This is a genomic window from Tamlana crocina (assembly GCF_012037625.1).
Map to the genome: position 1 here is coordinate 106,136 of NZ_JAAVJS010000007.1, position 17,976 is coordinate 124,111.

At 36.6% G+C, this 17,976-nt stretch carries 19 protein-coding genes; 10 read left to right on the forward strand and 9 right to left on the reverse strand.

From position 1 onward, the window contains the following. Nucleotides 1-14: 14 nt before the first annotated feature. From HC176_RS06695 to HC176_RS06715, 5 genes are all read left to right on the forward strand, one after another. Entirely contained in the window at nucleotides 15-1,172 is a 1,158-nt protein-coding gene (locus HC176_RS06695; protein WP_167917420.1) for a GNAT family N-acetyltransferase, read from the forward strand. 87 nt (nucleotides 1,173-1,259) lie between these two features. Then, entirely contained in the window at nucleotides 1,260-2,084 is an 825-nt protein-coding gene (locus tag HC176_RS06700) for a cupin-like domain-containing protein (protein WP_167917421.1), read from the forward strand. A 14-nt stretch (nucleotides 2,085-2,098) separates the two neighbouring features. Further along, nucleotides 2,099-2,614, forward strand: a complete 516-nt coding sequence (locus HC176_RS06705) for a hypothetical protein (protein WP_167917422.1) — start codon at nucleotides 2,099-2,101, stop codon at nucleotides 2,612-2,614. Between the two features lie 3 nt (nucleotides 2,615-2,617). Beyond that, complete coding sequence (locus tag HC176_RS06710; RefSeq protein ID WP_167917423.1) at nucleotides 2,618-3,667, forward strand: HTTM domain-containing protein; 1,050 nt, start codon at nucleotides 2,618-2,620, stop codon at nucleotides 3,665-3,667. Between the two features lie 4 nt (nucleotides 3,668-3,671). Further along, complete coding sequence (locus HC176_RS06715; protein WP_167917424.1) at nucleotides 3,672-4,616, forward strand: hypothetical protein; 945 nt, start codon at nucleotides 3,672-3,674, stop codon at nucleotides 4,614-4,616. A gap of 64 nt (nucleotides 4,617-4,680) precedes the next feature. Here the strand turns inward: HC176_RS06715 and HC176_RS06720 are convergent, their stop codons facing one another. From HC176_RS06720 to HC176_RS06740, 5 genes are all read right to left on the reverse strand, one after another. Beyond that, entirely contained in the window at nucleotides 4,681-5,190 is a 510-nt protein-coding gene (locus tag HC176_RS06720) for a hypothetical protein (protein WP_167917425.1), read from the reverse strand. Next, nucleotides 5,166-5,525, reverse strand: a complete 360-nt coding sequence (locus tag HC176_RS06725; protein ID WP_167917426.1) for a hypothetical protein — start codon at nucleotides 5,523-5,525, stop codon at nucleotides 5,166-5,168. The genes HC176_RS06720 and HC176_RS06725 overlap by 25 nt, the downstream gene beginning before the upstream one ends. Nucleotides 5,526-5,585: 60 nt before the next feature. Continuing rightward, the gene (locus tag HC176_RS06730; protein ID WP_342448669.1) at nucleotides 5,586-6,959 is read right to left on the reverse strand and encodes an MBOAT family O-acyltransferase; all 1,374 of its coding nucleotides are present in this window, start codon (nucleotides 6,957-6,959) and stop codon (nucleotides 5,586-5,588) included. Nucleotides 6,960-7,213: 254 nt separating this feature from the next. After that, nucleotides 7,214-7,693, reverse strand: coding sequence for an Lrp/AsnC family transcriptional regulator (locus tag HC176_RS06735; RefSeq protein WP_167917428.1), 480 nt, complete (start codon nucleotides 7,691-7,693; stop codon nucleotides 7,214-7,216). A 70-nt stretch (nucleotides 7,694-7,763) separates the two neighbouring features. After that, on the reverse strand, nucleotides 7,764-8,909 hold the full coding sequence (locus tag HC176_RS06740; protein WP_167917429.1) for a M14 family zinc carboxypeptidase: 1,146 nt from the start codon (nucleotides 8,907-8,909) through the stop codon (nucleotides 7,764-7,766). 289 nt (nucleotides 8,910-9,198) lie between these two features. Between HC176_RS06740 and HC176_RS06745 the strand changes: the two genes are divergently transcribed. Together HC176_RS06745 and HC176_RS06750 are read left to right on the forward strand one after the other, a co-directional pair. After that, entirely contained in the window at nucleotides 9,199-9,594 is a 396-nt protein-coding gene (locus HC176_RS06745; RefSeq protein WP_167917430.1) for a helix-turn-helix domain-containing protein, read from the forward strand. A 37-nt stretch (nucleotides 9,595-9,631) separates the two neighbouring features. Continuing rightward, entirely contained in the window at nucleotides 9,632-10,000 is a 369-nt protein-coding gene (locus HC176_RS06750) for a DNA topoisomerase IV (protein ID WP_167917431.1), read from the forward strand. A 3-nt stretch (nucleotides 10,001-10,003) separates the two neighbouring features. Here the strand turns inward: HC176_RS06750 and HC176_RS06755 are convergent, their stop codons facing one another. Together HC176_RS06755 and HC176_RS06760 are read right to left on the reverse strand one after the other, a co-directional pair. Continuing rightward, nucleotides 10,004-10,504 carry a hydrolase gene (locus HC176_RS06755; RefSeq protein ID WP_167917432.1) on the reverse strand — a complete coding sequence of 167 codons (501 nt, stop codon included), beginning with the start codon at nucleotides 10,502-10,504 and terminating at the stop codon, nucleotides 10,004-10,006. A 9-nt stretch (nucleotides 10,505-10,513) separates the two neighbouring features. Next, nucleotides 10,514-11,275, reverse strand: a complete 762-nt coding sequence (locus HC176_RS06760) for an MBL fold metallo-hydrolase (protein WP_167917474.1) — start codon at nucleotides 11,273-11,275, stop codon at nucleotides 10,514-10,516. 93 nt (nucleotides 11,276-11,368) lie between these two features. On the opposite strand from HC176_RS06760, the gene HC176_RS06765 reads away from it, so the two are divergent. After that, nucleotides 11,369-12,832, forward strand: a complete 1,464-nt coding sequence (locus tag HC176_RS06765) for a nucleotidyl transferase family protein (RefSeq protein ID WP_167917433.1) — start codon at nucleotides 11,369-11,371, stop codon at nucleotides 12,830-12,832. Nucleotides 12,833-12,985: 153 nt separating this feature from the next. Here the strand turns inward: HC176_RS06765 and bcp are convergent, their stop codons facing one another. Beyond that, a complete protein-coding gene (bcp, locus tag HC176_RS06770) occupies nucleotides 12,986-13,441 on the reverse strand; it encodes a thioredoxin-dependent thiol peroxidase (protein WP_167917434.1) in 456 nt (151 codons plus the stop codon). A 35-nt stretch (nucleotides 13,442-13,476) separates the two neighbouring features. Between bcp and HC176_RS06775 the strand changes: the two genes are divergently transcribed. Further along, on the forward strand, nucleotides 13,477-14,136 hold the full coding sequence (locus HC176_RS06775; RefSeq protein ID WP_167917435.1) for an endonuclease III domain-containing protein: 660 nt from the start codon (nucleotides 13,477-13,479) through the stop codon (nucleotides 14,134-14,136). Nucleotides 14,137-14,367: 231 nt separating this feature from the next. On the opposite strand, the gene HC176_RS06780 is transcribed toward HC176_RS06775, so the two are convergent. After that, the gene (locus HC176_RS06780) at nucleotides 14,368-14,952 is read right to left on the reverse strand and encodes an RNA polymerase sigma factor (RefSeq protein ID WP_167917436.1); all 585 of its coding nucleotides are present in this window, start codon (nucleotides 14,950-14,952) and stop codon (nucleotides 14,368-14,370) included. A 237-nt stretch (nucleotides 14,953-15,189) separates the two neighbouring features. On the opposite strand from HC176_RS06780, the gene uvrA reads away from it, so the two are divergent. Further along, entirely contained in the window at nucleotides 15,190-17,976 is a 2,787-nt protein-coding gene (uvrA, locus tag HC176_RS06785; protein ID WP_167917437.1) for an excinuclease ABC subunit UvrA, read from the forward strand.

The following is a 17,976-nucleotide window of genomic DNA, read 5'->3' on the forward strand; positions in this document are numbered from 1 at the left end:
GTAACATGAAACCGATGAAGCGCATTGATTTTTACGCCACACTAACCGAACACAACGAAGTTCCCCTCTTTTACAAAACTTTAATTTATAGTTGCAACAATAGCGTTTACTATAAACATAATCAATCTTGTACAGAAACCGAAAATCCAGTTTCAATAAAACTATTCCCATTATATTTAAAGCCAGAGTTTCGGGATAATCCTTCTTTTGAAGTAAAAAAAGTACCACAGAAAAAAATAACCGGTTATGCCATCGACTTGAAAAATACGAATAACATTGATGGCTTTTTAACCCAAGAGTACAGTAAAAGTTTTCGGGCCAACATCCGCCGGTTAAAAAAACGGTTCGAAGACTGTTTTACGGTAAGCTATAAAATGTTTTTCGGCAGTATCTCAAAAGAAGATTACAATTTCTATATGGGCGAGCTCCACAAAATGCTCACCATTAGATTTGACCAAAGAAACGAAAGCAATGATATACTCAACAATTGGAGTTTTTACTTAGAAAGCACTTACAAAATGGTGCTTGAAAAGAAGGCTTCCATATTTGTGATTTACGAAAATAATATTCCGGTGCACGTTTGCATAAACCATCATTTTAACAACATTTTATTCGTTTCCATCCCCTCGTACGATATTGATTATTCAAAATTTGCCCTCGGAAATATCTCCATTTATAAATTACTAGAATGGGCTTTAAAAAATAACTATTTAATGGTCGATATGGCCTATGGTACCTTAGAGTACAAAAGACGTTGGAGCAATTTAATCTACGATTTTGAACATCACATTATTTACGACAAAAGCAAATTTGGCCAAGTACTAGCCAGCACTTTGGAAGTCAATAAAATTCAGTTGAAAAACATACTAAAACGCTATGGTTTTGATGAATATGTTAAAAAACTGAAAACCTTAAAAAACAGGAAAAGAACATTTCCTGAAGAAGTAAGTTACAAAATTGAAGAGGTTTCAGAAACATCGACAAACAACCTTGAACCAATAGACATCTACTCAAAGGAACATGCGTCCATCAAAAAAATAGTTTTCGAGTTTTTGTATGCCAAAAAAGCGCACATAGACGAACTTAAATTGTTTAAGGGAGAAACACCTAACACATTTGTAATTGACCACAAAAACAAAACGCACCTTGTAGCTGTTATACCAACCCCATAAATCTAATTATCTGACAATTTATCGATTATAATAAAAATTGAACAAAATTAAACAGATATTTACACTAATTAACTTAACCTTTTCTGTATGAATATTTTAAACGAGGTACTTGAACTTAGTCAACCTGTTGACGAAGTAACTTCATTAGACTCCAAAACTTTCAAAAATAAATACTTCAACAAAAAGCCCGTATTAATTAAAGGTATGGCCGAAAATTGGGGCGCTACCAAAACATGGGATTTAGATTTCTTTTTAAAACTAAAAAATGAAAAAGAAGTCGATTTGCTTTCAGGCAACTTTATACAGGACGATAATCGGTACAAGAAATCGTCATTTCAGTCGTTCATCCAGAAGTTAAAAGATGCCGAGGAAAAACAGGAAGACATAAAAGACTACCTGACAACAATGGATATTTTTAAATATTTCCCAGACCTTAAAAACGATATAGATTTTTCATTTTTTGAAAAGCATGTGGATATTAACGATGTCACTGCCTGGATTGGACCTAAAGGCACGGTTTCGGGTTTCCACAACGATACAGGCAAAAACATGTATGCCCAAATTAAAGGCAAAAAGATGTTTATTATTGTTTCGCCAAAAGACAACAAAAAAATGTACGCCAGCTCAAAGTACATTAACGGTGGTGAGGCCAGCGAGGTAGATATCAATAATTTTAACGCTGAAAAATTCCCGAATTTCAAAAAAGCACGATTTATAAAAGTAATTTTAGAACCCGGCGATGTACTGCACGTACCTTCTAAATGGTGGCACTACGTACAATCTTTGGATACCTCTATCAGCATCAGCGATTTTGGCTTTTCAAACTTCGAAATGTTTAAAATCAGAGCCGTTGACTATCTGCACAGAAGAGGCTATTACAAATCTAAAAACTGCTTTTGCTGCGATAAATAACACCCCACCACTACATGTTTCCCGAGAAAATAAAAACAGCTTATAAGTACTTTATTTTTGCATTGGTTTTGTTACCTAATGTATTTGTCATGGTATTTGGAATAGAAAGTTTTCCGTACACCTGCGCTCCTATGTTTGGACATTATATTGACAGCAACACCAACTTATACCTTCTTAAATTTGAAGGAGTAAAAGATTCCATAGCCACCAATCTTACCGATTATTACGGTAAGCCCGATGAATTTTTTATTAGGCATTTTTTTAGTAAGGTTTATGGCTCTGCTGAAGACATCTCCCCTTTTACCGATAAATTATCTGAAAACCCGGAAGCCTTTCAAAATAGAATGGATGAGTTTTTTAATGGTTTTAACAAAAACATGTTAGATAAGCACAACCTGTCTTTTGATAAAATTGTATTGCGTACAGTAAAAGTGAACCACAATCGGGAACCACAATCTGAATCAAAAATCATTGGATACTTTGATACGAAAACCAAAAGCTACGTTTCGGCTTACCAAACATCAAAATAACATATGCAATCAGTTATTATAAAAATACTCTCCGTAATTGAGCTCTTTACCAAAAACCCACTTAGTATTTTAAGAATAACCCTACCTGTTTTATTTACAAAAAAACTACTTGAAAATTTTGGTTATGGTTTTTATTCTGAATTTGATGCTTCATACTCGCTTTCAAAAACTTGGTTTTTAAATATGCTCCCCGATGCATTATTTACACTAAGTCAAAGTGAATTTAATCTTATAAAATACGCCATCCTAATTGCTGGCATCTGTGCCGTAATTGGCTTTTTTGGTAGATTAAGCCTACTTTTTCTTGCTATAGTTGGCTTTACTGTTTTCGGAATGGGAGAAGGCTATGGTCTTTTTGACCACCATATGTCACTGCCCTGTCAAGTTATTTTCGCCTTAGCCTTGGTGCCGGGGTCGATGAGAATCTCCATTGACCATTGGATTGTTGGTTTTTTCAAACAAAAAGAAGCTCAAAACGCAACACCCAATTGGGGCACCAAACTTATTTTACTACTTTTAGTATTGACCTATTTTTCGGCAGGCATTTCAAAACTGCGATATGGCCATGGTATCGATTGGCTTAATGGATCAACATTAAGTTTCTACTTAAACGAACGCACCGATTCCTTTAAAAATGGAGACAAACAATTAGTGTTTTCAGACAACCAAACTGAACCAGAACAATTATGGAAGGACGAATTTGGATTTGTGGCCCATACGTACGGTAATTACCAAACTGTAAAAAAATGGAACAATATTGCCCAGTATATTGCTGGCAACAAATTTTTAATTATCTTATTATCAATTGGATCCTTGCTTTTTGAACTTTTGGGATTTGTGGTGTTTATCAACAGTAAATATCGAAATATTTATCTGGTTTCAGCCATTATATTCCATATGTCCATAGGGCAATTAATGGGTATTTCATTTAGGCAATATCGTTTAATATGCTTTTGTTTAATTGATTGGCACTCCATTTTTAAATACGTAATGGGGCTTGTTAATGAAATTAAATTTGTAAAACAGCTAAACTTAAAAACGAGTAACCAATAAAATTATGAAACGTTTAATTGGAAAAATAATACTGTATGCCATTTTAATCTGCCTTTGTTTAGAAGGACTGGTACGTGTTTTACATCTGTATCAACAATACCCGCCGTACGAAATTAACGAACTGAATGTCGAGGTGAATACTCCAAACCAAAACGGCTACTACGTAACAGGTAACCGCCGCATGAACTTCGCCCAATATCACATAAACAGCACTGGGTTTAATTCGTACCGAGAATTTACCCCAAATGAAAAAGACACCGAAATAGCCTTGATAGGCGATTCGTTTATCGAAGGGTTTCACCAAAATTTCTATGAATCCACAGGAAAGAAAATTGAAGATTTATTAAATAACGAAGTAAAGGTTTTTGAATACGGTTATTCGGGCTACGATTTGGCCGACCAACTTCATTTAATCAAAGCGTATAAAGACCAATTTCAGCATATAGATTACACTTTCATTTACATGAAATTTTATACTGATTTGGAAAGAGACGAATATAAGCCCAATCATTTCCGTGTTAACCTTCAAAACAGATTAATTTACAAAATAAAAGACAACATTAAACTACTCACTTACGCCCAAAATATTGGAGTGTTTAGAGCTTTTTTGCGATTAAAGAATACTTTGACGGGGCACAGTAACGAAGAAAGAGAATATGTTGACGACCGCGCTTCTGAAGAAGACACCAAAACCTATTTAGAAAACTTCAAAACCCTCATTAACACTTTTCCGGTCGACAAAACCAAAACGATTTTTCTTCTTAATTCCGAAAAAACGAGCGACCTATTTTTAAAATATTGCGATTCAGTTGGGTACAAGTATTTAGACTTCGGCCCCGCTATGAAAGCCTCCAAAAAACCAACAACTCTAATCTACGATCAGCATTGGAATAACCACGGACGCAATATTTTGGCTTCGGTAATAACTGAATACTTAAAAAAACAATAAAGTTGACTTACAGGCTACTATCAATTTTCTTGATGTAGTCAGCCACCACAGAAGCTATAACGGTTCACCCCCTATTGTTCCAGTGTCTATCGTAAATCAAAATGGTGGGCTTAGTTTCTTTTTCAAAAGCTGGCCCAAAATCCAAATATTTATACCCCATTTTACCACAGTGTTCAATAAACAAAGGGCTGGTTTTACGCTTATCCAATAAAAAGGTATTCTTTTCCTTATTGAAACCATAACGCTCCACAACCGCTTTGAAATTATCTAAATACTCTAACACCAACCTGTGCTGCTCTTCAGGATTAGGCTCCTCTTCTCCATTATTTTGTGGCCTTTTACCGTATATCATATTTTTAACCACATCAAAAAGGCCAATACCATTAGCATATTTTAATAACCGTATATAATTTTTTATTTTGAACTTAAAGGTATGCTTTAAATTTACCAAAGCATGATCAGGCTTTATTTCACGCCTTTTAAAATCATTTTCAAACTTCATGTATATAAAAGCATGGTCAATCAAGTCGAAATCTTTTTTATATGAATTTAAAATATGCAATTGATCGGCCATATCATATCCCCTCGCCCATACTCGTAAACCTCTACATTGTTACCTAAATTGTTTTCTATCTTTTTGCCAGTTGAATCGTAATAATGCTGATTAAATCCCTCAATGAATGAATCACCTATTAACGCAATTTCAATTTTATCGGCTGATGGCGTAAACTCACGATAAGAGTTATAGCCCGATTTATTGATTCTGAATTCGCAAAAATTCATCCTTCGATTTCCCGTAACCGAAAAGCCAACTTGACCGGGAACGGTTTTTTGGATACCGTACTCGTCTATGAACAAATGCAACGGAACATCATTATACAAATGAAAAAACACGCACCAGCCCTTCAAGCGTTAAAAGTACTAGCACTATATATAAGCCGATTTTCAGTACAAACTTTTTCATTGTGTTTAAAATTGGAAGTAAATAAACGACCTATCAACACCATCGTCATAAAATAGCATCATCAATAATATAATAATGGTGTAAACGGCAAACCTCAAATATTTCGATTTAAACTTAAACGGCGAACGCTCATCCCTTCTCATTCGGTACTCATACAAAACGAACGCAACCATAAGCACATAATAATCTATCATGCGATATCCTTGTGGATTCATATACTCTGCATATGAGAAATTCGAAAAAATATGCTCTATAAACCCGAAAGCACTCGTTATGGATTCCGATCTAAAAAAGATACGCGAAAACGTAACGATACCAAATGTTAGCAGGAGCTGTCCTATTTCAATTAATGATGGGAAAAAGGAATTTTCGCCAACCACGCTGTTTTTGTAAATGGTATTTCTACCCATTAAAAACACCGGAATAAAAGCTACCGCATGGAATGCTCCCCAAAAAATGAAGGTCCAATTGGCACCGTGCCAAAAACCACTCACCAAAAAAATGATAATAATGTTTCTTACCGATTTTAATTTGCTAACACGTGATCCTCCTAACGGAATATAAATATAGTGGCGAAACCATGTTGACAGAGACACGTGCCACCGTTGCCAATATTCGGCTACATTTCTTGAAAAATGGGGAAACCTGAAGTTAGACATCAATTCAATTCCAAAAAGCTTTGCTGTACCGATGGCGATATCGGAGTAGCCACTAAAATCGCCATACACCTGAAAGCTAAACATGGTAACACCCAAAATCAATGTTGAAGCCGGATAGTTTGAGTAATTGGCAAAAATATCATCTACCATGGGCGCCAATGAGTCTGCAATCACTATCTTTTTAAACAATCCCCACAAAATCAACTTTAAACCACCAACTGCTTGGCTATAGTCGAAAGTACGCTTATTTAGTATTTGCGACAATAAATTGGAAGCCCGTTCAATGGGGCCCGCAACCAACTGGGGGAAAAAGCTAACAAAAGCAGCAAATGATAAAAAGTCGGTGGTTGGCTTGAGTCGTTTATAATAAATGTCGAACGAGTAAGACATCGTCTGGAAGGTATAAAACGATATGCCTACAGGAAGTAATACTTGCAAAGTCCAAGTACTTTTCATGTTGTAACCGAACATGGCAAACATGTCTACCCATGAATCGACAAAAAAGTTGAAATATTTAAAGAAACCTAAAAGGCCAACGTTAAAAAATACACTAACCCAAAGCCACCTTCTTCTTCCTTTCTTTTCTTGATGACGGTCTATAGCAAGCCCCACGAAATAATCGACCGCGGTGCTCAAAAGAATTAGCGACAAAAACCGCCAGTCCCACCATCCATAAAAAACATAACTTGAAATAAGCAATAGAACATTCTGCCCCTTCAAAGTTTTCTTCAATACAAACCAATACAGTATGAAAACAAAGACTAAGAATATGAAAAACTCCAGTGAATTGAATACCATTGAACGAGAGGGGTTGGTTAGTAATATTATTAATAGCTGTATATACAAACATCTTAAAACCCCTAAACATTGTCAAAAAAAATCTTTGAAATGCATTTTAATCTACCTGATTGTAGCGCACAAAAAAAGCCCTTTGATTAAAGGGCTTTTAATTGATATTTCGGATTTCTTTATTTTTACAAATCGTTAAATATAGAATGCATCAAACGTTTTTTATCATTAATGCTTTCCTCTAAAGAAATCATGGTTTCAGTTCTGTAAACACCTTCAATATCATCCAAAAGGAAAATAACCTCTTTGGCATGTTCTGTACTTCTTGCTCGAATTTTACAGAAAATATTGAATTTACCGGTAGTGATATGCGCCACCGTTACAAAAGGAATTTCATTGATACGCTCTAAAACAAACTTAGTTTGGGATGTGTTGTTTAAATACACTCCAACATAGGCAATAAACGAATACCCTAATTTTTTATAATCTAACATTAAAGAAGACCCTTTGATGATTCCGGATTCCTCCATTTTTTTTACACGAACATGCACTGTACCTGCAGATATTAATAATTTCTTTGCGATGTCCGTAAACGGAATTCTTGTATTATCAATCAGCATATCTAAAATTTGATGATCAATTTCGTCTAATTTAATTTTCCCCATAATTAACTTTTCTTAAATAAAGACCAAAAATAATACATTTTCATTAAAAATAACACGCAAACCATATGCTTTATTCCGATATTAATGAAGTTTTTTTATTTTTTATCATCACGAAAACGTTTTCGCTATCTATTTTCAGCAATTCTCCTGTTACTGTTTTCACTTCATTACCCTGAACTTCAATCTCTTTATGCCCAAAAAAATTATTTAAATCCCCAATTTCAACCACTTTGGGGATAAATTGAATTCTCCCTCCCATTAATCGTTCCTGAAATTGAATAGCCACATCTTGTTTTTCGGTTCCAAATTGGGCATTCCTAATAATGATATCATAAAAATACTTTTCATTTTCGGGAATATCAAAGTAAGGCTTATAATACGCGCCGGTGACCTCGTTTTTAGAGATGTAAAGCAGCGAACTTAAATAGGATATATAAATAAGCTCACGTGTTTTTTCTCTTCCGTAATCACCAGGATAATGCCCAGCCTCAAAAAGAATAGTCGGTACATTTTCAGACTGAAACGTATCCCCAACACAATTTAAGTTAAAAGCATCATCGTAAACCCCCACATGACTTGGTATCAGTTCCTGTAAAACCCTGTACATTTCTGCAATAATTTCCATTGAGACTTTTCGGTTTTCCGTAACCGTACAACCCTCATCTTGCGCTGGGGATAAAAAGGACACTATAGCCGATTTATTGCGCTTTCCGGCACTAAAAATAGTACGTTGCCCATGCAGGTTATAGCAAAAATGAGGTTTAAAGCTATTAAAAACAACCCTTAACACCTTGCTCTCTGGTTGACTAAGATTTTGCGCATCTCTATTCAAATCAATTTCATTAGCGTTCACCCGAGTATAAGCCTCGGCGCCATCCGGATTTAAAATAGGAATGACATACAGCGTACAGCTCTCTAAGATATCGTTTACGCCAGATGAATTGGCCAATAAAGTGTTTAACAAATCAAACAACGCCTTGGTGGTGGTCGATTCGTTACCGTGCATTTGAGACCACATCAACACGCGCTTTTTACCTGTACCTATTTTTAAACCATAAATAGGTTTACCCAAAACCGACTGACCAATAGTTTCACGCCAAACGGAATTATCAAATTTTTCGAGTAGAGGCTCAATATGTTTATTGGTAATGTAACGGTGACTTAACGCCAGTTCTTTATGTTTTTTAAAAAGGCTTTTAAGGGCTTCTATTTTCATGTTTTTTATTTGTCACAAATGTAAACAAATAGAATTTTACAAATGTAAACAAGGTTTTTTATTCATTTGTTTACTTTGTTAAACAAGAAAATTCACTCTCCTAAACACTCTATCGCTAAAAATCTTAGCATATTCATAAAATATATTCAAACTATTTGTTTTCAGTATTTTATGTGTTAAAATATAAACATAAGGTTTAGCTTAAATAGCGGTTTAATTCAATGTTTTTTTGAAATCAAAGGCAAATGATTACATTTGTAACACAAATAATCTTAATTAAAAGTTTACAATGATAAACAATGAAGATTTTATTGAAAGACTCCAAAAAGTCATTGATTACTATGGAGAATCCGCCTCTTCTTTCGCTGAAAAGATAGGTGTTCAACGTTCCAGTATTTCCCATATTTTATCTGGCAGAAACAAACCTAGTTTAGATTTTATTTTAAAAGTACTGCACACCTTCCCCGATGTTGACCTTTATTGGCTATTTAACGGAAAAGGATATTTTCCTTCTGAAACCACCAAAAACGAAAAAGCACAAAACAATATTCCGGATAAAGCTGTCGCCCCGTCGGCACCCCCTCAAACCAACCGTCAAATAGAAATCGAAAACAACGAAGGCAAGTCTATTGAACGCATTGTTATTTTTTATTCGGACGGAACGTTCAAAAATTTCAAGAATTAATCAGCCGTTCACTACATTTGCCTAAAAATTTAATGTTATGCGCTTTTTACCTTTTGTTGCCTGCTTGCTCTTATTTAATTGCTATGAATCCCAAAGAAATTGCCGGGATTTTAAAACCGGTAACTTTTACAGCGAAGTAGAGATTGAAGGCACCGTTTACAAATCGGTATTTGAGCGCAGCGAAAGCCTTCAGGTTGAGGTTTACGACAACAAAATAGATTCTGCTCAATTGCGTTGGATTAACGATTGCGAAGTGATTTTTAAAACCATCAATCCGAAAAACATGGCCGAAAGAAAGGATGTACACCTTAAAATCCTAACCACAACCGATTCATCCTACACCTATGAATATTCATATGTTGGGGAGTCGAAAAAACAAAAAGGCGTTGCCTATCGCGCTGAATAAATTTTAATCAAAAGGGTAAAGAAAATACTCTACAAGGTTGAATTTTAATTCTCTTTCGGGCGTTAATTCATAAGTCAAGAAAATTTCGCCCCAATATTCACCATCCGAAAAATCGGCAATAATCCATTTGTGATTTAGCATCTTAACGGTATTGATCATCATTTTCCGGCCTTCGCTGGCTGCATAAGGCACAATGGGGTGCTGCCCTTTCACCTCATTTAACTTGTAAAGTTCGTCTTTTATAAAAGGAATCAGTTCATCAATATTATAGCCATCGTTTTCAAAATAACTGATAGCATCTTCATTTCTGTATAAATTGAAGTGCGAAAGCTCCAAAATCTCATCTTGAAGCACAGCAACTGAGTCTTTGTATTTTTTCGACAAAGCTTTATACGTGCCCAATTTTTGGTTCATATCCTCGAAAACATGCTTGGAGTTCATAAACTGAAAAAACACCAACAGTATCGAAAATACAAATAGGTACATGAATATTTTTTGTTTCATCCTTTAAATTTAAATCGTGATTTGTAATTCGTCGTAACCCAAAAACACATTTTTAGGCAATATTTTTTCCACCTCCTCATGAAAGCCCAAGAGATGACTGATATGTGTTAAATACGCCTTTTCAGGTTTTACCTGCTCTATAAACCGCAAAGCCTCCTCTAAATTGAAATGAGAACGGTGCGGCGTGGTTCGCAACGCGTTTACCACCAAAACCTTCAAGCCTTTCAATTTTTCAACTTCCGCATCTTCTACCGTTTTCATATCAGTTAAATACGCAAAATCCTTAAACCGAAACCCAAACACCTGTAAATCGGCATGCTTACCCTCTATAGGAACAACTTTTAATCCATTCAGATCAAATGGCTGGTTTGTTATAATATTTTCTTCAACGCTGGGTGCGCCTGGGTATTTATTTTCGGTTTCAAAAAAATAATGGAATCGTTTTTTAATTTCTTTCAGTACCCTTTTATGAGCATAAATAGGAACATCGCCCTGCCGAAAGTAAAACGGACGGATATCATCCAAACCCAAAACATGATCGGAATGCTCATGCGTAAACAAAATACCATCTATTTTTCTGCAATTAGCCCTGAGCATTTGGTACCTGAAATCCGGCCCGCAATCCACCACATAAGTATACCCGTCCCACTCTACCAAAACAGAAACCCGCAAGCGTTTATCGCGAGGGTCTTTGCTAAGGCAAACAGGATGGTCGCTCCCAATAATGGGGATTCCTTGCGAAGTACCCGTACCAAGAAAGGTGATTTTCAAAATATCGTAATTTTTAGCCAAAAATAAGGTTATTTTTTCGTTTGATATAGTAATTTAATATCTTTACTTTTTATTGAATTTAACCTGAAAAGCATGGAGATTACTATAAAAGGAGATAAAGAGTTTGATGATATTCCATCGTTAAAATCTAAGGCACTGCGCATCAACCTAAACGAAAATATTTACGGAACATTTGCTGAAATTGGAGCCGGACAAGAAACTTGCCGGCATTTTTTTAGGGCCGGTGGTGCTTCTGGCACTATTGCCAAAGCCATGTCGGCATACGATAAAGATTTTAGTGACGCCATTTACGGTGCCGAGGACGACGGTCGCTACGTAACACAGCCCCGTTTACGCAAAATGCTGGCCCATGAAATGAATCTCATTGAAACCAGGCTAACCCGTGAAAAAAACCCGAACAAAATATTTTTCACGTACGCGAACACAGTAGCCACTATCGATTTTGCCAAACAGTTTAAAGGTCATGGCTGGGTTGGCATTCGTTATCAAGTTGAAGCAGGAGGCGATTATAACGAAATAATCCTTCACCTTCGTTTTAAGGAAACCGATGCTAGACTGCAACAAGAAACTTTGGGTATACTTGGCACCAATCTTATTTACGGTGCTTTTTACAAATATAATGAGCCAAAAAAATTACTACGCTACCTCTACGACCACCTGGATAAAGACCAACTGGAAATAGACACCATAAACTTTGCAGGTCCGGTTTTTAAAAATGTGGACAACCGATTGATGAGTTTGCAACTGGTTAAAAACGGCATGACCGATGCGGTAATGTTTGGTCCAGACGGCACTAACGTGCTCCCTGCAAAAGTATTTTACAAAAAGAACATTTTAGCGCTTCGCGGAAGCTTTAGACCCGTAACCAAAGTGAACATGGAAATGTATGAGAAATCATACCAAATGTTTATCAAAGAAAATAAGGTTGATAAGGATAAAACGGTTACAGTTTTTGAAATTACACTATCCAACTTAAGAGCCGAAGGAGAGATTGACGAACAGGATTTCATTGACAGAGCAGATTTGTTATGCTCTCTAGGACACTCGGTTATGATATCCAACTTTCAAGAATACTTTAAGGTGGTTGAATACTTCTCCAACTACACGAAAGCCCGAATGGGACTTGCCATGGGTGTTAGTAATTTGATTGAAATTTTTGATGAAAAATATTATCGTCACATTAGCGGAGGTATTTTGGAAGCTTTTGGCAAATTATTCTTTAAAGATTTAAAAGTGTACTTGTACCCCATGCTCGACCCCGAAACTGGAGAACTTATTAATAGTGAAAATTTAAAAGTGTACCCAAGAATGAAAGAATTGTACAAATTCTTTAAGTACAACGGCAAGGTGCTTGACATAAAAGATTACGACCCAGATATTATGAATATATTCTCTCGAGAAATTTTACGAATGATTTCTGAAGGAGAAGTTGGCTGGGAGGACATGGTTCCTGAAGGTGTTGCAGAATTGATTAAGGATTACCGACTTTTCGGCTACACACGAAAGCCGCTGACTTTAAGTAGAAGGAAAAAATAAAAAAAGCCACTTAAAAAGTCTTGAATATTGTCAGTTTGAGCGCAGTCGAAAACATTAGCATGTTGATTTGTAATGCATTTCGACTACGCTTAATGTGACAAACAGGTACAATTTAAACTTTAAAGACCTCTTTTTCACACTATCATTCATTAACTAGCTTTCCAATATTTGGGCGGCGTGGTCTTTGGTTTTTACTTTATCAATAACACGCTCTACTACGCCGTTTTCATCAATTAGAAATGTTTTTCTGTGGATGCCATCGTACTCACGACCCATAAATTTTTTAGGTCCCCAAACACCAAAAGCATTGATCACCTCTTTATCTTCATCAGCCAATAGCGGAAACGGGAAATCATATTTGTTTTTAAAATTAGATTGTCGTTTTTGGCTATCGGCACTAACCCCTAAAAGCTCATACCCCTCATCCTGCAAAGCCTTGTAGTTATCTCTTAAATTGCAAGCTTCGTTAGTGCATCCCGGTGTACTGGCCTTGGGATAAAAAAATACGATTAACTTTTTTCCTTTATAATCACTAAGTGTAACCGTGTTTCCTTGTTCGTCTTTTACCGAAAAATTTGGTACAGCATCACCTTGCTTTAATGTATTCATAGTATTAACTTTGATTTTTCACAAATGTACAATTTATGACCAAGACAGAGAAGGTTGAATTTGTTATAAAAACCTTAAATGAACTCTATCCCGAAATACCCATTCCGTTAGACCACAAAGACCCTTACACACTACTGATTGCCGTATTAATGTCGGCACAAAGTACCGATGTGCGCGTAAACCAGATTACACCACTGCTTTTTGAAAGGGCCGACAACCCTTACGACATGGTAAAACTTTCGGTTGATGAAATTCGCGACATTATTAAACCTGTTGGCTTATCGCCCATGAAAAGCAAGGGCATCTACGGTTTATCAAAAATTCTTATTGAAAATCACAACGGTGAAGTACCCCAGAGTTTTGAGGCCTTGGAGGCGCTTCCGGCTGTGGGACACAAAACGGCCAGCGTGGTAATGTCGCAAGCCTTTGGCGTGCCTGCTTTTCCAGTTGACACCCACATACATAGACTGATGTTCCGCTGGAATTTAAGCAACGGCAAAAATGTTAACCAAACCGAAAAGGATGCCAAACGCCTGTTTCCAAAAGAACTTTGGAACGATTTGCACCTTCAAATTATTTGGTATGGCAGGGAATATTCACCGGCAAGAGGCTGGGATTTGGAAAAGGACATCATTACCAAAACCATTGGCAGGCAATCTGTAATTAACGAATACCATAAAACAAAAAAGCCCTGATTGAAAAATCAGGGCTTTCACAAACTCAATTTTGAAGTGCTTCAAACTTCAAATTATTACAACTTATAACACTTAAAGCCTTAGAATAGTTTAGAAGAAAATTAACCGTTTCTTCCTTCGGTTGTAATTTTTCTATTTTATTAATAGAATTTTCAGAGTAAAGTTTTGCCATTTTATCAATTTAAGGGTTAATTCAAATCAATAACGCAACAAAAATTACTTTATTGTATTTTAATTTGTCAAAACGATATTATGTTTATCAATTATTTTTCTCAAATTGATCAAAGCATAACGCATACGCCCTAAAGCCGTGTTAATGCTCACCCCTGTCCTATCCGATATTTCCTTAAAACTCATATCGTTATAAATACGCATCAGCAGCACTTCTTTTTGGTCTTCGGGCAATTCTTGAACCAAGCGCCGCACATCATTTTCAACCTGTTCTTTAATAATGGTTTTTTCAGCATTCAATGAGGAATCGCTCAGCACAGAAAAAATACTGAATTCACCAGCATTATCAAATTTGGGCATCCTGTTATTTTTTCTAAAATAATCAATTACCAAATTGTGCGAAATGCGCATTACCCAAGGCAAAAACTTGCCTTCTTCATTATACGACCCTCGCTTAAGGGTACGTATCACTTTTATAAAGGTATCCTGAAAAATATCTTCAGCAACATCTTTGTCGTAAACTTTCGAATAAATAAAACTGTAAACTTTTTGTTTATGCCTAACAATTAAGGTTTCAAGAGCAGCTTCGTTGCCCCTAATGTAGTTACTAACCAAAGTAGCATCTGTAATAAGTTCGTGTTGCATAATATTTACTTTTAAGGCATAGAAACACAGGGTTTCATAGCTTGGGGTTCATGATTAAAAGTAAAATTATGCTATAGGCAGAAATTGATTTAATGGCTATTATATTCCCAAAGATAACAACAATCGTTCCTAAAAAACAAAAATTAATGATTATTTTTAACGTTTCGTTAAGCAATATTGCATTTTTTATGCTCGGTTCGTTATGCTATCTTTGCAGGATTATTGCCTTTAAAACCCATGAATACTAGCATTTCTGAAGTAAACCCCAAAGAAAACGTCATCATAAAAGGTGCAAAACTGCACAACCTTAAAAATATTGATGTTGTTATACCCCGAAATAAATTAGTGGTGATTACGGGTCTTTCCGGCTCGGGAAAATCCAGTTTGGCGTTTGACACGCTTTATGCGGAAGGCCAGCGTCGTTACGTTGAAAGTTTATCGAGTTACGCCAGGCAATTTTTAGGTAGACTGAACAAGCCAAAAGTCGATTATATAAAAGGTATTGCACCGGCCATTGCCATCGAACAAAAGGTGAATTCCACCAACCCGCGTTCAACCGTTGGTACGACAACCGAGATTTATGATTATTTAAAACTATTGTTCGCCAGAATCGGAAAAACCTATTCGCCCGTTTCTGGTGATGAAGTTAAAAAAGATACGGTTACCGATGTTTTGAACTACCTAAAACCATCCCCCGAAAGGGCAAAATTGTTGCTGCTCTCTCCCATCTATTTAGAAGAAGGGCGCAGCATGGAAAACAAAATTAAAACCTTGGCGCAGCAAGGCTATGCCAGACTGAAGGTGAACGGCGACGTTTTAAGGATTGACGAGATAGAATCGGTTTCCGACAAAGACGAGGTGTTGTTGGTAGTTGATAGGATCATTACCAAAGACGACGAAGATTTCTTCAACCGGTTGGCCGATTCCATTCAAACTGCTTTTTTTGAAGGCAAGGGCGAATGTTTTATTGAAACCCTATCAGACGGAAAACAGCGGCAATTCAGTAATAAATTTGAATTGGATGGCATTAATTTCCTGGAACCGAATGTACATTTGTTCAGTTTCAACAACCCTTATGGCGCCTGCCCAAAATGCGAAGGTTATGGTGATATTATTGGAATTGACGAAGATTTAGTGATTCCAAACACGGGGCTTTCGGTTTACGAAAATGCTATTTTTCCATGGCGTGGCGAAAGTATGAGTTGGTACAAAGACCAATTGGTGAACCATTCCCATAAATTCGATTTTCCCATTCATAAACCCTATTTTCAGTTGAGTGCCGAACAAAAACAATTAATTTGGGATGGCAATAAATATTTTGAAGGCTTAAATTCCTTTTTTGAAGAACTTGAGGCCAAGGCATACAAAATACAAAACCGGGTGATGTTGTCACGCTACCGCGGAAAAACAAAATGCAAAGCCTGCAACGGAAAACGCTTGCGCCCCGAAGCCAATTATGTTAAAATTGCGGGTGCCACCATTACCGATTTGGTGGAAATGCCGCTGAGCAAACTGGCGAGTTTCTTCAAACAATTGGAATTGAACGATTACGACACCAAAATTGCCGACCGATTACTGAAAGAAATTAATAACCGCCTCTCATTTTTAGCCAATGTAGGTTTGAATTATTTAACACTAAACCGAAAATCGAATACGCTTTCGGGTGGTGAAAGTCAGCGCATCAATCTGGCCACATCGTTGGGTAGTAGTTTGGTGGGCTCGATGTATATTTTAGATGAACCTAGTATAGGCTTGCATCCCAAAGACACAGAACGGTTGATTTCGGTATTGAAATCATTGCGCGATTTGGGCAATACCGTTATTGTGGTTGAGCATGATGAAGATATTATGAAAGCCGCCGACACCATTATAGACATAGGTCCCGAAGCGGGGACTTTTGGTGGCAGCGTGGTGGCCGAAGGCAGTTTTACCGACATTTTGGCTTCCAACTCCCTAACCGCCCGATACCTCAATGAAGATTTGAACATTGAAGTGCCACAGGCCAGAAGAACATCAAAATATTACGTGGATGTTATTGGCGCTCGTGAAAACAACCTGAAAAATATCGATGTACGTTTTCCTTTGGGAGTGCTTACCGTGGTTACGGGTGTTTCTGGTAGTGGAAAAAGTACTTTGGTAAAAAAGATACTATTTCCGGCATTACAAAAAGAACTCACCGATTTTGGCGACAAACCAGGGCAGTTTTCAAAATTGGATGGAAATTTCAAAAACATCCAACACATCGAGTTTGTTGACCAAAACCCTATTGGACGGTCGTCACGATCCAACCCTGTTACTTATATAAAAGCTTATGATGATATACGGGCACTGTTCTCAAAACAAAAATTGAGCAAAATTCGAAACTACCAAGCCAAGCATTTTTCATTTAATGTGGATGGCGGACGCTGTGAAACTTGCAAAGGCGAGGGTGAAGTTACCATTGAAATGCAATTTATGGCCGATGTGCATTTAGAGTGCGAAACCTGTAAAGGCAAACGCTTTAAAAAAGAAGTTCTGGAAGTCACTTTTGTCGACAAAAGTATCGACGACGTTTTAAACCTCACCATTGACGATGCCATTTCGTTTTTTGAAAAAACTGAACAAACCAAAATAAAAAATAAACTTCAGCCATTGCAAGATGTTGGGCTAGGCTATGTTACTTTAGGGCAAAGCTCCTCTACCCTTTCAGGAGGGGAAGCCCAACGTATTAAACTCGCCACCTTTTTGGGTAAAGGAAGTAACAAAGAAAGAGCTCTTTTCATATTTGATGAACCCACAACTGGGCTTCATTTTCATGACATCCAAAAACTATTGAAATCGTTTAACGCCTTAATTGAAAAAGGGCACTCTATTATAGTTATTGAGCACAATATCGATTTAATAAAATGTGCCGACCATATTATAGATTTAGGGCCCGAAGGGGGCGAAAATGGCGGAAATCTTGTAGCCTCAGGTACACCCGAAGAAATAGTAAAGTGCAAATCTTCAGAAATTGGAAGGTATTTAACCCCGAAACTTAATTAG

Coding starts and splice junctions, on each gene's coding strand:
- HC176_RS06700 (WP_167917421.1), top strand. CDS start 1,260: ATGAATATTTTAAACGAGGTACTTGAACTTAGTCAACCTGTTGACGAA.
- uvrA (WP_167917437.1), top strand. CDS start 15,190: ATGAATACTAGCATTTCTGAAGTAAACCCCAAAGAAAACGTCATCATA.
- HC176_RS06750 (WP_167917431.1), top strand. CDS start 9,632: ATGCGCTTTTTACCTTTTGTTGCCTGCTTGCTCTTATTTAATTGCTAT.
- bcp (WP_167917434.1), bottom strand. CDS start 13,441: ATGAATACATTAAAGCAAGGTGATGCTGTACCAAATTTTTCGGTAAAA.
- HC176_RS06780 (WP_167917436.1), bottom strand. CDS start 14,952: ATGCAACACGAACTTATTACAGATGCTACTTTGGTTAGTAACTACATT.
- HC176_RS06735 (WP_167917428.1), bottom strand. CDS start 7,693: ATGGGGAAAATTAAATTAGACGAAATTGATCATCAAATTTTAGATATG.
- HC176_RS06745 (WP_167917430.1), top strand. CDS start 9,199: ATGATAAACAATGAAGATTTTATTGAAAGACTCCAAAAAGTCATTGAT.
- HC176_RS06710 (WP_167917423.1), top strand. CDS start 2,618: ATGCAATCAGTTATTATAAAAATACTCTCCGTAATTGAGCTCTTTACC.
- HC176_RS06705 (WP_167917422.1), top strand. CDS start 2,099: ATGTTTCCCGAGAAAATAAAAACAGCTTATAAGTACTTTATTTTTGCA.
- HC176_RS06775 (WP_167917435.1), top strand. CDS start 13,477: ATGACCAAGACAGAGAAGGTTGAATTTGTTATAAAAACCTTAAATGAA.
- HC176_RS06720 (WP_167917425.1), bottom strand. CDS start 5,190: ATGGCCGATCAATTGCATATTTTAAATTCATATAAAAAAGATTTCGAC.
- HC176_RS06765 (WP_167917433.1), top strand. CDS start 11,369: ATGGAGATTACTATAAAAGGAGATAAAGAGTTTGATGATATTCCATCG.
- HC176_RS06695 (WP_167917420.1), top strand. CDS start 15: ATGAAGCGCATTGATTTTTACGCCACACTAACCGAACACAACGAAGTT.
- HC176_RS06740 (WP_167917429.1), bottom strand. CDS start 8,909: ATGAAAATAGAAGCCCTTAAAAGCCTTTTTAAAAAACATAAAGAACTG.
- HC176_RS06755 (WP_167917432.1), bottom strand. CDS start 10,504: ATGAAACAAAAAATATTCATGTACCTATTTGTATTTTCGATACTGTTG.
- HC176_RS06715 (WP_167917424.1), top strand. CDS start 3,672: ATGAAACGTTTAATTGGAAAAATAATACTGTATGCCATTTTAATCTGC.